This is a genomic window from Rhizobium ecuadorense (assembly GCF_001187535.1).
In the GTDB taxonomy this organism is placed as follows: Bacteria; Pseudomonadota; Alphaproteobacteria; order Rhizobiales; family Rhizobiaceae; genus Rhizobium; species Rhizobium ecuadorense.
Map to the genome: position 1 here is coordinate 41,381 of NZ_LFIO01000064.1, position 16,058 is coordinate 57,438.

15 protein-coding genes are annotated in these 16,058 nt (G+C 58.4%); 13 read left to right on the top strand and 2 right to left on the bottom strand.

Annotated elements, in window-relative coordinates; translation table 11 throughout:
- The 4 genes from AF337_RS02755 (at position 1) to AF337_RS02770 (ending at position 4,460) form a co-directional block, all read left to right on the top strand.
- The gene (locus tag AF337_RS02755) at positions 1-861 is read left to right on the top strand and encodes an SMP-30/gluconolactonase/LRE family protein (protein ID WP_049730952.1); all 861 of its coding nucleotides are present in this window, start codon (positions 1-3) and stop codon (positions 859-861) included.
- A gap of 127 nt (positions 862-988) precedes the next feature.
- Complete coding sequence (locus AF337_RS02760; RefSeq protein WP_049730953.1) at positions 989-1,927, top strand: NAD(P)-dependent oxidoreductase; 939 nt, start codon at positions 989-991, stop codon at positions 1,925-1,927.
- Positions 1,928-2,009: 82 nt separating this feature from the next.
- Positions 2,010-3,464 (top strand): NAD-dependent succinate-semialdehyde dehydrogenase, encoded by a 1,455-nt coding sequence (locus tag AF337_RS02765; protein WP_049730954.1) that lies wholly within the window; start codon positions 2,010-2,012, stop codon positions 3,462-3,464.
- A 60-nt stretch (positions 3,465-3,524) separates the two neighbouring features.
- The gene (locus AF337_RS02770; RefSeq protein WP_049730955.1) at positions 3,525-4,460 is read left to right on the top strand and encodes a LysR family transcriptional regulator; all 936 of its coding nucleotides are present in this window, start codon (positions 3,525-3,527) and stop codon (positions 4,458-4,460) included.
- A 77-nt stretch (positions 4,461-4,537) separates the two neighbouring features.
- On the opposite strand, the gene AF337_RS02775 is transcribed toward AF337_RS02770, so the two are convergent.
- Entirely contained in the window at positions 4,538-5,377 is an 840-nt protein-coding gene (locus AF337_RS02775; RefSeq protein WP_049730956.1) for a hypothetical protein, read from the bottom strand.
- Between the two features lie 237 nt (positions 5,378-5,614).
- Between AF337_RS02775 and AF337_RS02780 the strand changes: the two genes are divergently transcribed.
- The 9 genes from AF337_RS02780 to AF337_RS02820 all read left to right on the top strand — a co-directional run bounded on the left by AF337_RS02780 (position 5,615) and on the right by AF337_RS02820 (position 14,466).
- On the top strand, positions 5,615-6,403 hold the full coding sequence (locus AF337_RS02780; RefSeq protein ID WP_049730957.1) for an HpcH/HpaI aldolase family protein: 789 nt from the start codon (positions 5,615-5,617) through the stop codon (positions 6,401-6,403).
- A gap of 89 nt (positions 6,404-6,492) precedes the next feature.
- Positions 6,493-7,320: an SDR family NAD(P)-dependent oxidoreductase gene (locus AF337_RS02785; RefSeq protein WP_049730958.1), complete on the top strand. Its 828-nt coding sequence runs from the start codon at positions 6,493-6,495 to the stop codon at positions 7,318-7,320.
- Positions 7,321-7,346: 26 nt separating this feature from the next.
- Entirely contained in the window at positions 7,347-8,801 is a 1,455-nt protein-coding gene (locus AF337_RS02790) for an aldehyde dehydrogenase family protein (RefSeq protein ID WP_049730959.1), read from the top strand.
- Positions 8,801-9,886 carry a tartrate dehydrogenase gene (locus AF337_RS02795; protein WP_049730960.1) on the top strand — a complete coding sequence of 362 codons (1,086 nt, stop codon included), beginning with the start codon at positions 8,801-8,803 and terminating at the stop codon, positions 9,884-9,886. Before AF337_RS02790 ends, AF337_RS02795 begins: the two co-directional genes overlap by 1 nt.
- A gap of 27 nt (positions 9,887-9,913) precedes the next feature.
- Positions 9,914-10,807, top strand: coding sequence for an L-threonate dehydrogenase (gene ltnD, locus AF337_RS02800; protein ID WP_049730961.1), 894 nt, complete (start codon positions 9,914-9,916; stop codon positions 10,805-10,807).
- A 38-nt stretch (positions 10,808-10,845) separates the two neighbouring features.
- Positions 10,846-12,117, top strand: a complete 1,272-nt coding sequence (otnK, locus tag AF337_RS02805; protein ID WP_049730962.1) for a 3-oxo-tetronate kinase — start codon at positions 10,846-10,848, stop codon at positions 12,115-12,117.
- Complete coding sequence (otnC, locus tag AF337_RS02810) at positions 12,114-12,764, top strand: 3-oxo-tetronate 4-phosphate decarboxylase (RefSeq protein ID WP_049730963.1); 651 nt, start codon at positions 12,114-12,116, stop codon at positions 12,762-12,764. Before otnK ends, otnC begins: the two co-directional genes overlap by 4 nt.
- On the top strand, positions 12,761-13,525 hold the full coding sequence (locus AF337_RS02815; protein ID WP_049730964.1) for a hydroxypyruvate isomerase family protein: 765 nt from the start codon (positions 12,761-12,763) through the stop codon (positions 13,523-13,525). The genes otnC and AF337_RS02815 overlap by 4 nt, the downstream gene beginning before the upstream one ends.
- A 29-nt stretch (positions 13,526-13,554) precedes the next feature.
- Complete coding sequence (locus AF337_RS02820) at positions 13,555-14,466, top strand: NAD(P)-dependent oxidoreductase (protein WP_049730965.1); 912 nt, start codon at positions 13,555-13,557, stop codon at positions 14,464-14,466.
- A 336-nt stretch (positions 14,467-14,802) separates the two neighbouring features.
- On the opposite strand, the gene AF337_RS02825 is transcribed toward AF337_RS02820, so the two are convergent.
- A complete protein-coding gene (locus AF337_RS02825) occupies positions 14,803-16,050 on the bottom strand; it encodes an arabinose transporter (RefSeq protein WP_342028406.1) in 1,248 nt (415 codons plus the stop codon).
- Positions 16,051-16,058 lie beyond the last annotated feature (8 nt).

Consider the following 16,058-nt stretch of genomic DNA (forward strand, 5'->3'; position numbering starts at 1 on the left):
ATGGACACCTCGGCTAAGACGCTTGAGCCGGTACCTTTTGCGGAGGGTTTCCTGTTTCTCGAAGCGCCAAAATGGCAGCACGACGAGCTTTGGGTCTCCGATGTGTTCGACCACAAGGTCTATGCGTTGTCGTCCGTTGGCCAGCGCATCAAGACCGTTGAGGTTTCCAATCGCCCTTCCGGGCTTGGGTTTCTGTCGGACGGCAGTCTCATCATTGCTTCGGCAAAGGACCGCAAATTGCTGCGTTTCGACGGGTCTGCCTTGAGTGAATATGCGGATCTTTCAAATCATGCTGCCGCGTGGCTGAACGATTTTGCCGTAGACCCGCAGGATCGGATCTACGTCGGCGATTTCGGTTATGATTTCGTGGGTGGTGAGGCGCGAAAGCTGACCAATTTGCACCGGATCGATCCGGACCGGTCAATTTGTAAAGTGGCCTCCGGCCTTGATTTTCCCAATGGTTCCGTGGTGATCGATCAGGGACGCACCCTGATCGTAGCCGAAACGTGGGAAGCACGGCTGACCGCGTTTGATATTGGCAACGACGGTCGGCTGACCAATCGGCGCGTTTTTGCTGACCTGAATGGGCGCCAGCCGGATGGAATCTGCGCAGATGCCGACGGTGCGATCTGGGCGGGAATCTACAATACCGGTGAGTTCATCCGTGTCCTGGATGGCGGAGCGATCACGCACCGCGTTGCGTTTGAAGGCTCCGGCATATCCTGCACAATCGGCGGGAGACAGGGGCACACTCTCTTCATGACAGTATTTCTCGGAACCGATGACGATATGACTGCCGGCAAGCGCAACAGCGCTGTCTTCATGGTCAATCTGGAAGTTGGCAAGGCCGTTCAGCCTTAAGGCATTCGCCGCAAAGCGGGTTATAATTCAAAATTATATCCAGGGCTGGATTTGACACGTTGGCGGTTGATCACGACGTGACGCGTCGATAGCGTCCGCACAATCACGAAAGAATAGGTAAGCCGACATGCAGCCCATCATCGCCTTCCCCGCCCTTGCGGGTATGACATATCCGCAACTGGAAGGGCGCGACCTGATGCGCATCGTGCCCGGCCTGGATGACATTTCCGCGTTACCGGACGCAGACCGTGCTGCGGTGCGCGTTGTCATGACCAGCGCGACGCGTGGATGTACCGACGATGTCGCCGCTGTTCTGCCCAACCTTGGTTTCGTCATTTCGCAAGGGGCTGGAAACGACAAGATCGACCTGGCTGGACTTGAGCGTCGCGGCATAAAGGTGCGGTGCGTCGGCGAAGCGTTGACCGACGATGTCGCGGACCTGGCAATAGCGCTCACCCACATGATTTCCCGCAACCTCGTTCGCGCTGACGCGTTTGCGCGCAGTGGGGCTTGGCAACAGGGGCGCTTCGAGGTCGGTGACAGCCTGGTCGGAATGACCATGGGGATTGCCGGCCTGAGTGGCCGGATCGGCCAGGCTATTGCAGCACGGGCCAGAGTGTCGCGCATGAAAATTGCAGGTCTAGCTCGCACCTCGAACGAGGGTCTGGGCGCCTCGCTTCACGACGGATGGCAGGCCTTGGCGCAGGCCAGTGATGTTCTTGTACTAGCTGTGCCGGGAACCGCTGATCTCAAGCATATCATCGGTGCTGAGGAACTTGCGGCGCTTGGGCCGAAAGGCCGCCTGGTCAATGTTGGCCGCGGCACGCTCGTCGACACCAACGCCCTGATCGAAGCACTCGAGAACGGCACGATTGCCGGTGCAGCGCTTGATGTCGTCGATACCGAACCCGCTATCCCTGAAAGGCTGGCTGCATTGCAGAACGTTGTCCTGACGCCGCATATTGGCGGCCAAACGTGGGGACAACGCGCGCGTGGCGCAAAGATCGCCGAGGACGAAGTGATCGCCTTTCTAAGGGCAAAGGGTGTCTGGCCGGCAGAGCGGTAACAAACCCCATCCTCCAGTACCTAGTCTCAACAGTATCGATCAGCGGCCCGCGGCCGCACGGCTCGAACAAGGACCAATCCGAATGACAGACACGCCACGATATTCCTATCCCCGCATCGGCCTGCTGATCGACGGTGAGTGGATCTATGATCGTCCGACCCTTTGCGACGTCGAGAATCCCAGCGACGAGACGATCTTGGGGCAGGTTCCGAAGGCCTCGCCCCAAGACCTCCAGAACGCGTTGGAATCGTCGGCGCGTGGCTTTGAGATCTGGCGCAAGACACCGCCGTCTGAACGTGCTGCCTTGATGCGCAGGGCCGCCGCGCTGGTGCGCGAACGGGCCGCCGCGATCGCCCCGATCTTTACGCTCGAACTGGGCAAGACGCTAAGCGAATCTCTGGCCGAGATCGAGCGATCCGCCACATTCCTGGACTGGGACGCCGAGGAACTGCGTCGTATGTACGGCCGCATCGTTCCGACCGATCCGCCAATTCAGCAATATGTCGTTCGCGAGCCTATCGGCCCGGTCGCTGCATTTACGCCCTGGAACGTCCCCATGAGTGCGCCGTCGCGCAAGATCAGCGCGTCCCTGGCAGCCGGTTGCTCCATCATCCTCAAGCCTGCTGAAGAGACGCCGGCCACAGCGTGCCTGTTTGCACAATGTTTCCTGGATGCCGGCCTGCCCAAGGGCGTGCTCAATGTCGTGTTCGGCGATCCCGACGAGGTATCGCGCACGCTTGTGCTGTCACCGATCACGCGGCTGGTGACATTGACCGGATCGATCAATGTCGGCAAGCATCTGACACGCCTTGCTGTTGAAACGATGAAGCCGGTGTTGATGGAGCTGGGCGGGCACGCGCCCGTGCTGATCGACGAGAACGTCGACGTGGATACGGTCGCTCAGATGGCGATCAACTGGAAATTCAGAATGGCGGGGCAGTTCTGCTCGGCGCCATCGCGTTTTCTTATCCACCGATCCGGCTACGAAAAATTCGTTGAAAGCCTCGCCACCAAGGCAAGCAAGCTGAAGGTAGGGGACGGGTTTATGGATGGCGTTCAGATGGGCCCGCTTGCCAATCGTCGTCGTCTAGCGGCGATGCAGGATCTTGTGGACGATGCCGTGGCCAGGGGTTCGAGACTTGCGACAGGGGGGCAACGCGTCGGCAATCGCGGCTGGTTCTACGCGCCGACCGTACTGGCCGATGTCCCACCGGACGCCAGGATCATGAGCGAAGAACCTTTTGGTCCGCTTGCGCCTTGTGCACCGGTCGATTCAATGGACGAAGCTCTGACGATCAGCAACAGCCTGAATATGGGGCTTGCGGCATTCGTGTTCACGAATTCCATGGAACGGGCAGATCACCTCAGCAGAGAACTCCAAGTCGGCTCGGTGGCGCTGAATGTATTTACCAGCCCGGGTGCTGACGCCCCCTTCGGCGGTGTCCGTGAAAGCGGCATCGGCCGGGAAGGAGGACCGGAAATGTATCACAGCTACACAGTCGCCAAAACCATTGCTGAACGGCGCGTCCGGGTCTAGGCTAAGCTATTGAGGTGCTTATACTCCTCTGAGAGAATGAAGAGGAGAAGTGTTCGTTCAATGACAATGGAAATCGATCCGAAAAAGCTGCTTTACTTCGCAGCCGTCATTGAGCATGGCAGCTTGAACCGTGCTGCAAAACTGCTGGGCGTTTCACAGCCAGCTTTGACCACATCGATGGCTCGCCTTGAGGCAGAGGTTGGAATTCAGCTGCTCGAGCGCAGTTCAAAAGGGATCGTTGCCACGCGCAGTGGCGATATCCTTTATTGCCACGCAAGGCTCATTCGCGAAGAAATTCAGCTGGCAGAACGTGATCTCTTGAATGCCAGCGATATTCGCAGCGAGTCGATCCGGATCGGAAGCCTGCCAAGCCTGGCAAGCAAGATCGTACCCATGGCTTTGAGCAAGTGGCGTGAAACGCACAATGACGGTCACCTTGAGATTGTCGAGAATGCTCAAGTCGACCTCCTGACCGGCCTGCTGCGCCGCGATTTCGACTTCGTTATCGGCTTCACCAAGGTTTTTGATATGCTGGACGGACTGCGCCAACGGGTGTTGTTCCGAGACACCCTGTGCGTAATTGCTGGCCCCAACCATCCGCTGCGTTCCCATGCGACGCTCACCTGGAAGGATCTTGTCGCCTATCCCTGGATCAGTCCGACATCGAGGCGCACGCACACCGTTTTGGAGCACATCATGCAGACGATGGATGCGCCCTTGCCCCAGATTACTGTGTGCGGATCGGTGTCGTTGCTGAAATCTCTCGTGGCAGAAACCGAACACCTTGCACTCTTACCGGCTCACGCCGTTAGCGAAGAAGTCGCCGAGCAACGTCTTTTTGCACTGCCGTTTTATGATCCGACGCTAAACCGAGATATCGCCGTGTTCTTTCGCGAGGGGTATGTGATGGATCAGCCGCGCCGGGACTTGGTGGCGTGCGTGACCGAGGTCGGTCTGGAGCTCTGCCGCGACAAAAATTTCGACCAGCACGCGTAGACGTCCGAGCAATCTCTGAGATGGTTCATCCGGTCAGAGGGGTGCTGGCGCAACCGATTTTGCGCCAGCACCGTTCCTTAGAACTTCGGGAGTGTGACCGTGAAGAACAGGGCTTCTTCACTCGCCTTGATATCGACCGGTGCGTCGGTCGGAAGAAGCTCAATTGCCGTCTTTTCGCCATAGGTCTTGCCGTCGACAGTGACATTACCCTTGCTCATGAACAGCACCTGGATCTGATCACGCGTACCCGTGTTGAAAGTGGCGCCGGCATCGACCTTGACGAAACCGATATCGATATTGCGTTCCGTGAACGTCCCCAGACGCTTGGTTGAAACGCCCGGTTGATCGGTCGCAATCCAATTATAGCCCTTTGGATCCATCATAATGATATCGTCGTAGCGCGGATGGGCAAGCACCATCTTCTTGCCCATCGCTTCTTCGTAGCACGCAGTCGCGCCGTCCTGATTGTGCGTCTGGCCCTTCTCGTCCACCCAGGTAAAAATGCCGCTCTTGAATTCGCCCTTGGCCTTCAGCGCTTCGTTCGCGGCTTCGCGCCGTGGCGTGCTCAAAAAGCCCTCTCCGCTCGCACCGCCGAACTGGATGACCATCATTTCAAGGCCTTCCGGGCGGTCCTGCGGACCGTAGTGGACGCTTTCCGGAAAGTAGGCGACAGAACCTTCATCCATGATCTTGTGGGGCGAAGCAGGATATTTGCCCTTCAGAACATAGCGGATCTGATCGAAATTGTGCCGATGGCGCGGCGTTCCCCAGCCGCCACCACCGGTCAGACCGACGTTGAGCAGATAATTGTTCGGCGACCCATCTTCCCCATACAGCAGGAACTTCTGGTCGAGCTTTCCGTCCCGCATTGAACCGACGGCACCGCCTTCTGCGGTTGATGCTTCTGAGATACGCATTGTCACTCCTCTCGTGTCTCGCGTTTCGAATTCGATTGGCTTTTCCCAGATAATAGGAAAGTCCGGCGCTCTGACATCCTCTAAATTTTTCAGTTATAACATTATGTTATCGCATCTGCGCCGTGCGCTGGATGCAGGCTTGATAACGGGGACCATAGACTGCAAAACCATGGGGACCGCGCACCGACTGGGTGCGCCAATACAGTGCGCGATTGCTTCGCGAGTTTTGGATCCCCTATGACCGGTTTGGAAATTCCGACAAAAAACCTGATGAAGGCGAAGATGGACGCCGGCGAACTGGCGGTCGGTATGATCGTCCGCCTCATGCGCAATGTTGAGATCGCCGCGATTGCAAAGAGCGCCGGTTTCGACTGCCTGTACATCGACCTCGAACATTGTAGTTTCTCACTGGAGACGGTCAGCCAGATCAGCATGACCGCTGTTGCCTTGGGTGTGACGCCGCTTGTGCGTGTACCCGGGCTCGACAAAGCTGAGATCAGCCGGACGCTTGAGGCCGGAGCGCAGGGAATTATCGTTCCGCATCTCGAAACGCGGGCGCAAGCCGAAGACATTGTCGACGCAGCAAAATTTCAGCCGATGGGAAACCGGTCCCTTCTGGGAGCAAATCCGCACACTTTGTTTCGCGCCGGTCCCGCTGCAGAAACAATGGCAAAGATGAACGAGGCTGCTCTGGTTGTCGGAATGATTGAATCGGTGCGTGCTGTGGAGAATGCTGAGGAAATCGCCTCGGTCGATGGCATGGATATGCTTCTGATCGGCACCAACGACCTTTGTAACTCACTCGGCCTGCCCGGTCAGCTTGATCATGTCCGGGTGCGTGAAGCCTATGAGCAAGTCGCGGCCGTTTGCCAGGCAAAGGGCAAGCATCTTGGTGTGGGTGGCCTTAACACCCGCCCGGACGTAGCGAAAGAAATGATTGGCCTGGGCGCTCGCTATGTATCGGCGGGCAGCGACACCGGCTTCCTGACCAGCGCTGCAAATGCCACCGCGCAGTTGTATCGGTAGCTTGCAATCAGCTTGCGCGATGATGTGTGCCTGTTCGGGCCCGTCGGCTCGAACCTGACAGACCGATCCTTTACTTTTGGAGATCAACCGTGAACATCGACACCGCCTCACAATCAACTGAGGACGCTGAGGTCCCCGCCGCTGCCCGCGACTTCAGCGTCAAGGACCGCGTTGTTATCGTCACGGGCGCCGGACAGGGCATCGGCCGTGAAATCGTGCGCCAGTTTTCCGCAGCCGGAGCCGTTGCCGTCATTGCAGATCTGAGCATCGAAAATGCGCAAGCGGTGGCAGCCGAAATCGAAGCGGCGGGCGGCAAAGCTCTTCCGCTGCAAGTCGACGTTTCCAAACGGGAATCAGTTGATGCGATGGTGGTTGCAGCCCTGGCGGCATTTAAGCGCATCGATGTTCTGATCAATAACGCCTCCCTCTTTTCGACCCTGACGAAACGGCCATTTGAGGAAATTCCTTCCGCCGAATGGCAAAAGGTGATGGAGGTCAATATCAACGGCACGTTCTTCTGCGCCTCAGCGGTCGTGAAATCCATGCGCGAACAGCGCTTTGGCCGCATCATCAATATCTCTTCGGCCTCCGTCCATCGCGGCACGAAGAATTACCTGCACTATGTCACTTCCAAATCAGCCGTCATTGGCATGACAAACTCCCTTGCACGCGAGGTCGGTGCCGATGGCATTACCGTCAACTGCATTCGCCCAGGCACTGTTGCGACGGAAGTCAAGGAACGGGTCGCCAGCCTTACTGCAGACATTCGCCAGCGCAATATCGATCTACAGTGTATTCCGCGAACCATCGTACCATCCGATCTGGCGGGGCTTGCAATGTTTCTCTCAACGCCAGCTGCAGCCTTTATCACCGGTCAGACGATAGCCTGCGATGGCGGCTACACCCACAGCTTTTGATCGAGCGCTTGCCGAGGAGATCGAACGTGAAGCACTACGGAAATCTTTATATTGACGGCATGTGGGTGGCACCTGCCAATGCCGGTCAAAAGCCTCTCATCAACCCGTTCACGGAAAGCGCCTTTGCAAGCGTCGTCACGGGCGGCGGCGTCGATGAAGTCAACAAAGCCGTTGCCGCGGCTCGCCGCGCATTCCCCACCTACTCGAAGACGACACTTGATGAACGGGTGGCGCTCATTGACCGCATCATCGCCGCTTACGAGGAACGCGCCGACGAGATTGCGGATATTATGGCGCAGGAAGTCGGCATCCCGATTAGCGCCCGGGCACAGACCACCGGCCCTATTGGCCATATGAAAGTCGCCCGTGACCTCCTGAAGACCTACCACTTCGAAAGGCATTTGGGAGACACGATCATCCGGCGTGAGCCCATCGGGGTTTGCGCGCTGATCTCGCCTTGGAACTGGCCGGTTCAAACACCGGTGATCAAGGCGATCTACGGACTGGCAGCGGGTTGCACGGTCATTATGAAGCCCTCCGACGCATCGCCGGTCAGTGCTGTTGTGCTCGCCGAGATTTTCGAGAAGGCCGGCGTTCCGCAAGGTGTTTTCAATCTAATTATTGGTCGAGGACGCGACGTCGGCGCTGCCATGGCGAGCCACCCCGACGTCGATCTGGTGTCCTTTACCGGTTCAACACAGGCCGGTGCACAAGTGGGCGAAGTGGCTGCGCGCACGATCAAGCGGGTGTCCTTGGAGCTTGGCGGGAAGTCGGCAAACATTGTCCTCATGGATGCCGATTTGGAAAAGGCAGCGCGCTGGAATATCCAGCGGTGCTTTTTCAACACCGGACAGTCCTGCCACGCACCGAGCCGCATGCTCGTGCATGAAAGCCAGATGGACACGGTTGTGCCCTATCTGGTCGATGAGGTCGGCCGGTATCGCTTGGGAGATCCCAGAGACCCCGACACAACGATGGGACCCGTCGTCAATCAGGCGCAGTTCGACAGCATCCAGCGGCATATTCAGATCGGAATCGACGAGGGTGCCCAGCTTGCCTGTGGCGGTACGGGCAAACCCGACGGGCGCAATCAAGGCTTCTTCGTAAAGCCTACCGTATTCGCCGGTGTGTCGCCCGACATGACAATCGCCAGGGAGGAAATATTCGGACCGGTGCTGGCCGTCATACCTTATAAGACCGAGCAAGAGGCGCTCGATATCGCCAATGACAGCATCTACGGACTCGGTGGCTATGTTTTCGGCGGCGACCGTAAGAAAGCCTATGAGTTTGCTTCCGGGCTTCAAGCCGGACGCATCTGCTTCAATGGTGCAGCCACCAATTCGCTGACGCCGATGGGCGGTTACAAACAATCCGGCATCGGACGTTCGATGGGAAGCGTCGGTCTGGAGGAATATCTCGAGATCAAATCGGTGTATGGGTTCGATGAGGAAGCGAGCCGCATGCCCGAGTTCACATTCTGATGCGTACCGAGACGCGCTCCTACAAGATTGCAGCAATTCCAGCCGATGGTATTGGACCGGAAGTCATCGGCGCCGGCCTTCGGGTGCTCAAGGCCCTGGCCGCGCGCACCGGGGACCTATCGTTCGATATCACCGATTACGACTGGGGATCGGACTACTACAAGACACATGGCAAGATGATGCCGTCCGACGGGCTGGAACGCCTCAAAGGTCACGACGCGATCCTGTTCGGTGCGGTTGGTTCTCAGGACGTTCCGGATCATATTACGCTGTGGGGACTGCGGCTGCAGATCTGCCAGGGTTTTGATCAATATGCCAATATCCGCCCGACGCGGATCCTCCCGGGGATACCAACCCCCTTGCACGGCAAGGGGGTTGGTGACCTCGACTGGGTGATCGTCCGGGAGAATTCGGAAGGCGAATATTCCGGTCATGGCGGGCGCGTACACCGGGGACTGCCCGAGGAAGTGGCAACCGAGGTCGCCATTTTCACGCGCACCGGGGTGGCACGGATCATGCATTATGCGTTTCGACTGGCACAGGCTCGGCCACGTAAGCTTCTGACTGTCGTTACCAAATCGAATGCTCAACGTCACGGCATGGTCATGTGGGACGAGATCGCCGCCGAAGTGGCGCAGGAATTCCCCGACGTCATCTGGGACAAGATGCTGGTCGATGCAATGACCGTGCGCATGACGCGAAGCCCTGAAAGCCTCGATACCATCGTCGCCACCAACCTGCATGCGGACATTCTGTCCGATCTGGCGGGCGCGCTGGCTGGAAGCCTGGGCGTTGCGCCAACCGCCAATATCGATCCGGAGCGGCGCTTTCCCTCAATGTTCGAGCCCATTCACGGTTCGGCTTTCGATATTGCCGGAAAGGGGATTGCCAACCCAATCGCGACATTCTGGACCGTCTGTCAGATGCTCGAGCATCTGGGGGAAATGGAGAGTGCTTCGCGTCTGATGAAGGCAATCGAGGACGTCTGTGCTTCTGGTACGATGACACCAGATGTCGGTGGGCAGGCGACAACCGAGATCGTGACCGATGCAGTCATCGAAGCGATCCGCGCATCGAATGCCTAACGGCTTATAACCATGGGAGGGATTCATATGAAAATCGGCGTTGTTGGGCTCGGCTCGATGGGCTACGGGATTGCCGCCTCGCTTCTTCGGTCCGGCCACGAGGTGTTCGGCGCCGACGTGAATGCTGACGCCCTCAAGCGCCTTCGCGCCGAAGGTGGTTCGAAGGACGATATTACATCAGCCGCACCGCAGCTTGATGCTCTCGTTGTCGTCGTCCTCAATGCAGCTCAAGCCGAGGACGTTCTGTTTGGAAAGAACGGACTGGTCGGCTGGCTGCCGGCGGATGCTGTTGTCATGCTTTGTGTGACGGTTGCACCCGACTTTGCACGAAATGCTGCGCAAAAATGCGCAGAGAATGAGGTCCATTTTCTCGATGCCCCGATCTCCGGAGGATCCGTCAAAGCCGCGCAAGGCAAGCTTTCGATCATGGCCTCCGGGACACCCGAAGCATTCACCAGAGCCCGGCCCGCGCTTGATGCAATGGCTGAAACCGTTTTCGAGCTTGGTGACACGGCCGGCGCTGGATCGGCGATGAAGGCTGTGAACCAGATGCTCGCCGGCGTTCATATTGCGGCGATGGCCGAAGCGATCACGTTCGGTATGACGCAAGGCATTGATCCAGAAACGTTCATCAAGGTCATTCCCCGTTGCGCGGGAACAAGCTGGATGCTGGAAAACCGTGCGCCGCATGTGGTGTCGGGCGATTTCACCGCCCACTCCGCCGTCGATATCTGGCCGAAGGATCTCGGGATCGTGCTTGACGCCGCCCGCGCTTCAAAGTTCGCCGCGCCGATCACAGCGGCAGCGCTTCAACAATTTCTCGCAGCATCCGGGATGGGATTGGGGCGAGAAGACGACGCGGCCGTCGCCAAGGTTTATGCCCGCAATGCCGGGCTGACATTGCCTGGCGCCGGCAAATGATCTGCCATCGGTGAGTTATCGCAGGACGGGATGCAGGCATGACTACATATTTCGGTGCAATCGCTGACGATTTCACAGGCGCGACCGATCTTGCGGGACTTCTCGCACGCTCCGGCGTCGAAGTGTCGTTGCGTATCGGTGTGCCGGACAGTCCGCCGACCGGCACGGCGCGGGTTGAGATCATTGCATTGAAATGCCGCACCTCTCCGGTCGATGAGGCGATCAAGGACACACAAACTGCACTCGACTGGCTTCGCAAGGCAGGCGCCAAACGGTTCTTCTGGAAGTATTGCTCCACCTTCGACTCAACGCCGCGCGGCAATATCGGCCCGGTTGCCGAAGCGCTCATGCAGGCGCTTGGAGCGGATCAGACAATCTATTGTCCGGCCTTTCCGGAGAACGGCCGTTCGATTTTCATGGGTAACCTGTTTGTCGGCGAACAGCCGCTGGCCGAAAGCCCGATGAAGGATCACCCGCTGACGCCAATGCGCGATTCCAATCTCCTGCGGCTGTTGGAGCCACAGGTTACCTTGCCGGTCGGGCTTGCAAACCGTCACACTGTGGCCAAAGGTCCAAAAGCACTTCGCGAAAGGCTTGCCAGCCTCAAGGCAGAGGGTGTGGCGCATGTCGTTGTTGATGCGGTTGCAAATGACGACCTGTTTATTATCGCTGACGCCTGCCAGAATCTACCACTACTGACGGGTGGTAGTGCGGTCGCGATGCCTCTGCCGAAGATCTGGTTGCGCCAGGGATTGGTCAACGGACGTGACGTCAAAAGGGAACATCGATTTGAAGACGGTCCTGCGATCGTCCTGTCAGGCAGCTGCTCAGCCATGACAAACCGGCAGGTGGCAGCCTTTCTTGGCCAAGCCGGCCGGCCCAGCTTGAAGTTGGACCCCCTTGAGCTTGCCGAGAGCGGCGTCGGGTCCGCCCTGGATTGGCTTTCGCACCAAGATTTAAGCAAGACGCCAATCCTCTATGCCACCGCCGCGCCTGATGCCGTTCGTGAAGCCCAGGCGAGACTAGGGACTGATCGCGCCGGCGCGCTGGTGGAAGCAGCCCTTGCGTCTTGCGCAGTCGTGGCCAGAGATCTGGGTATCCGCCGTTTTGTCGTGGCTGGAGGAGAGACATCAGGTGCCGTCACCAAGAGCCTCGGTGTGTCGCGTCTTGATATTGGGTCCGAAATTGCTCCCGGTGTTCCCTGGTGCTTTGCGCGAAGTGAACAACACGACATTGCTATAACTCTTAAGTCTGGAAATTTTGGAAGCGAGGACTTCTTCGCGAAATCTTTGGAGGTGCTTGACGCATGACCGAAGAAACCCGCTTGCGCGACTTGATGTGCACGCTTGCCAAGTCGCTCTTCGACCGTGGCTTGACGCATGGCTCAACCGGCAACATTTCCGCGCGCACCGCCGATGGCGGACTGCTGGTTTCACCGACCGGATCGAGTTTTGGCCGATTGAATCCGGCGCGGCTGAGCCGGTTTGATGCCACGGGCCAGCATGTTGATGGTGACCTGCCGACCAAGGAGATGCCTCTTCACAAGGCCTTTTACGACACACGGAGCCAGGCCGGTGCCGTCGTTCATCTCCATTCATGCCATGCCGTGGCATGGTCGTTGATGCCCGATGTCGACGAGGATGACTTTCTGCCGCCCTTGACGCCTTATGCCATCATGCAGCTTGGGCGGGTCAAGCTCCTGCCTTTTTACCGTCCAGGTGATCCTGCCATGGGCGATGCGGTCAAGGGATTGGCGGGGAAACGATCGGCGGTGATGCTCGCCAACCATGGGCCGGTTGTTGCAGGAAAGGACGTTGAAGCGGCGTGCAACGCGATCGAAGAGCTGGAAGCCACAGCGCGGCTCGCGGTCTTGACCTGCGGCTGTCACCGGCGGCTGTTGAACAAGGGCCAGGTTGCTGACATCGTTAGCAGTTTCAACGTGGAGTGGGAGGCATGAAATTCTCTGCCAATCTCGGTTTTCTCTTTGCGGACCGTCCGCTTCCCGAAGCCATCCACGCTGCCAAGGCTGCCGGATTCGATGCCGTCGAGTGTCATTGGCCGTATGCGGTGCCTGTTGCTGAGACACGCGCCGCGCTTGAGGAAACGGGGCTGAAGATGCTTGGGCTGAATACCAGCCGGGGCAACACATCTATCGGGGAAAACGGACTGTCAGCCCTTCCGGGACGCCAATCCGATGCCAGGGTCGCAATCGATGAGGCATTCGCTTACGCGGTTGGCCTCGCCGCACCAGCCGTGCATGTCATGGCCGGCAATACCAGTGGTCCGCGTGCCAGGCAGACGTTTTGTGAGAACCTTGCTTATGCCTGCGACGTCGCCGGCGGTGCGGCGACAATTCTTATCGAGCCGCTCAATCCCTATAATGCCCCGGGATATTTCCTCAACAGCACCGAGCAGGCGGCCGGTATTATCCGCGAAGTCGCCCGCCCAAATCTCAAGCTGATGTTCGACTTCTACCACATTCAAAGGATCGAGGGAGATGTCACACGTCGTTTCGAGGACCTTTTGCCACTGATCGGGCATGTGCAGATTGCATCCGTGCCGGACCGCGGAGCGCCTGATCACGGCGAGCTCGACTACGCATTCGTCTTGCAATGTGTGCGAAAACTGGGCTGGGAGCGGCCGATCGGTGCGGAATATCTGCCCGAGGCGGGCACCCCACCAGATATGGCGTGGCTGAGCAAATATAAGGCACTTTAATCGCAAGACCGGGAAGAGAGGAACACGCAATGAGCGACAAACCAGTCGTCGGATTTATCGGCGTCGGCCTGATGGGCCATGGAATGGCAAAAAACATCAGGACTAAGGGCTACGAACTCTGGTATCTCGACCGCACGCCCATCGATAGTCTCCTGACATTGGGTGCTCACGAAGCCGCAAACGCCAGGGATATGGCGCAAAAGTGCGATATCATCCATATTTGCCTGCAGAATTCGGGTCAGGTCGAAGGTGTGGTTCGCGGCGATAACGGCATCCTGGCGGGCGCGAGACCGGGGCTCATCGTCATTGATACCTCCACCTCCGATCCTGCCTCAACCCTGAAGCTCGTTGAAGAACTTGAGGGCAAGGGTGCGCGGATGATTGACGCCTCGCTTGGGCGGACCCCGAAGGAGGCCGAGGAAGGTACGCTGGACGCCATGGTGGCCGGCGACGACGAGGTTTTCGAACGCGTGAAGCCTGTCATAGACTGCTGGGCCGGCCGGATCATCCGGGTGGGCGCCGTCGGCAATGGCCACAAGATGAAGCTTCTGATGAACTTCATCGGCATGAGTTATGGCGCTCTCTACGCTGAAGCTGTCGTGCTTGCCGCGAAGATCGGCATCTCGCCGCAGACCCTGCGAGAGGTCATTGCACCGAGCCGTATGGGCAGCGGCTTCTTCGATACGTTCATGAAATATGTCGTCGAGCGCGACCGCGACGCGCATAAATTTGCGATTTCGTTTGCAGCCAAGGATTTGCGCTACGTCAACAATATGGCCGCGGAATCGAAAATGATGAGCATCATGGCGTCAGCGGCTGTACAATATTACGCGCATGCCGAATCCACGGGTCATGGCAGTGACTATGTACCGATGTTGAGCGACCTGGTAGGGGCGTTGAACGGCGTTAACATGGAAGAGGAAGTGCGCAAGGGCGCTTAAAAGGCAACTTTTGCTTGATGTGCGCCAGAGCGGCCTCGGCTGGTCAGATCTGGCGCTACCGGCGTGGCATGAGCGCAATTGAGAACAGAGCGTCATCCGTCTTGGGCTCTTCTTGTGCAAGCCACCCGCTGGAACAAACATATGACCGGCGCATCGACAATGCCCACGCATGAAACGTCTATGCGTTCCCCTCCATCCCCTGCCCTGACATTTTCGGGGCGGCGGTGCCTTTGACGGCATATCGCGACTGCACGACGTTGAAATGCTGACGGTGCGTCAAATGGTACGGCGAGCGAGATCGAGCAGTGACTGGATAGGGTCAGTGTGAGCGATCTTTCAACGATCAATCCGCTCGCCATCTCTCGAAGTTTGGGCCGAGTAGGCGCTTTTTATACCTTCGTGGCGCAAGGTCCAAAAGGCAATTGGGGCCGCGCACAAAACGATGGTTGCGCTGACCAGGAAGATCGCCGGCAAGCCGGCTGCGTTTCCGACAAGACCAAGAAGCGGGCCGCTCAGCGCAAGTGCCAGGTCGAGGAAGGCCGAGTAAAGGCCCATGGCCATACCGCGATTTTCAGGCGGGGCGGCGCCGACCACGGCAATACCGAAACCCGGAAAAACAAGGGAGTAGCCGATACCAACCGTGGCAGCACCGATCATCCCGATGATCGGCTGCGGCGCAATCCATATCAAGATCAGGCCGACGACCTCCACGCAGACAAACACCAATGCCGTCAGTCCGCCTCCCAGCCTGTCCGGCAAATGACCCAGCAAAATTCGCGCGGTAACGAGTGCCGCGGCAAAACAGGTCACGGCGAGCCAAGGATTCGGCCATTGCCGGCTTGCAAACAGGAGAACCGAAAATGTGACGATGGCGGCATAGCCGACGCTGCTGAATCCTGCGCCAAGGCCGGGCAGCCAGACGGCGCGAATAACGCGCCCCCGCGACCCGGCGCTGGTCGCACGACCGGGCACAGACGCTAGCGGCGCAATAATCAATGCGGTCACTACGGGCAGAACGACCGTAGCCGTCGCAATCGCCGAAAAGCCCATTGCCGAATAGAGAGCCGTTCCCACCGGAGCGCCCGCCGCCAGTGCGCCAAACATTGCCGTCCCGACCCAGGCGATAACTTTGCCGGCATTGCCAGGCCCAGCAGTGGCCAGACCCCATGCCACCGAGCCGGTGAGGATCAAGCTTTCGGCCCCGCCAAGCAGAGCGCGGCCTATCAAAAGGATGACGGCGGATAGATTGCGCTGATCGAGAAAAAACGTCGATGCCAGGTAGAAGACACCTGCGACAACGGCGGTGCACAGCCCCAGGACCACCGCTCGCTTGGGGCCGCGCCGGTCGGCATAGCTCCCTGACCAGAGTCGGGTCAAGAAGGACGCACCAAACTGGGTGCCGGCAACCAGCCCGACGACGATATTTCCGAAGCCGAGATCGTTGTGAACATGCAACGGCAGGACCGGCATGGCCATGCCGGCGATCAGAAAACCGACGAAAACGACAGCCATTTTCGGCGCAAGGCCCTTGAAGACCGCGAAGTCACTGTCAAGGTTCGAATTTGGAGACATCAACTGCGGCAAATGGAATT

Coding starts and splice junctions, on each gene's coding strand:
- AF337_RS02755 (WP_049730952.1), top strand. CDS start 1: ATGGACACCTCGGCTAAGACGCTTGAGCCGGTACCTTTTGCGGAGGGT.
- ltnD (WP_049730961.1), top strand. CDS start 9,914: ATGAAAATCGGCGTTGTTGGGCTCGGCTCGATGGGCTACGGGATTGCC.
- otnC (WP_049730963.1), top strand. CDS start 12,114: ATGACCGAAGAAACCCGCTTGCGCGACTTGATGTGCACGCTTGCCAAG.
- AF337_RS02820 (WP_049730965.1), top strand. CDS start 13,555: ATGAGCGACAAACCAGTCGTCGGATTTATCGGCGTCGGCCTGATGGGC.
- AF337_RS02775 (WP_049730956.1), bottom strand. CDS start 5,377: ATGCGTATCTCAGAAGCATCAACCGCAGAAGGCGGTGCCGTCGGTTCA.
- AF337_RS02760 (WP_049730953.1), top strand. CDS start 989: ATGCAGCCCATCATCGCCTTCCCCGCCCTTGCGGGTATGACATATCCG.
- otnK (WP_049730962.1), top strand. CDS start 10,846: ATGACTACATATTTCGGTGCAATCGCTGACGATTTCACAGGCGCGACC.
- AF337_RS02795 (WP_049730960.1), top strand. CDS start 8,801: ATGCGTACCGAGACGCGCTCCTACAAGATTGCAGCAATTCCAGCCGAT.
- AF337_RS02770 (WP_049730955.1), top strand. CDS start 3,525: ATGACAATGGAAATCGATCCGAAAAAGCTGCTTTACTTCGCAGCCGTC.
- AF337_RS02765 (WP_049730954.1), top strand. CDS start 2,010: ATGACAGACACGCCACGATATTCCTATCCCCGCATCGGCCTGCTGATC.
- AF337_RS02780 (WP_049730957.1), top strand. CDS start 5,615: ATGACCGGTTTGGAAATTCCGACAAAAAACCTGATGAAGGCGAAGATG.
- AF337_RS02815 (WP_049730964.1), top strand. CDS start 12,761: ATGAAATTCTCTGCCAATCTCGGTTTTCTCTTTGCGGACCGTCCGCTT.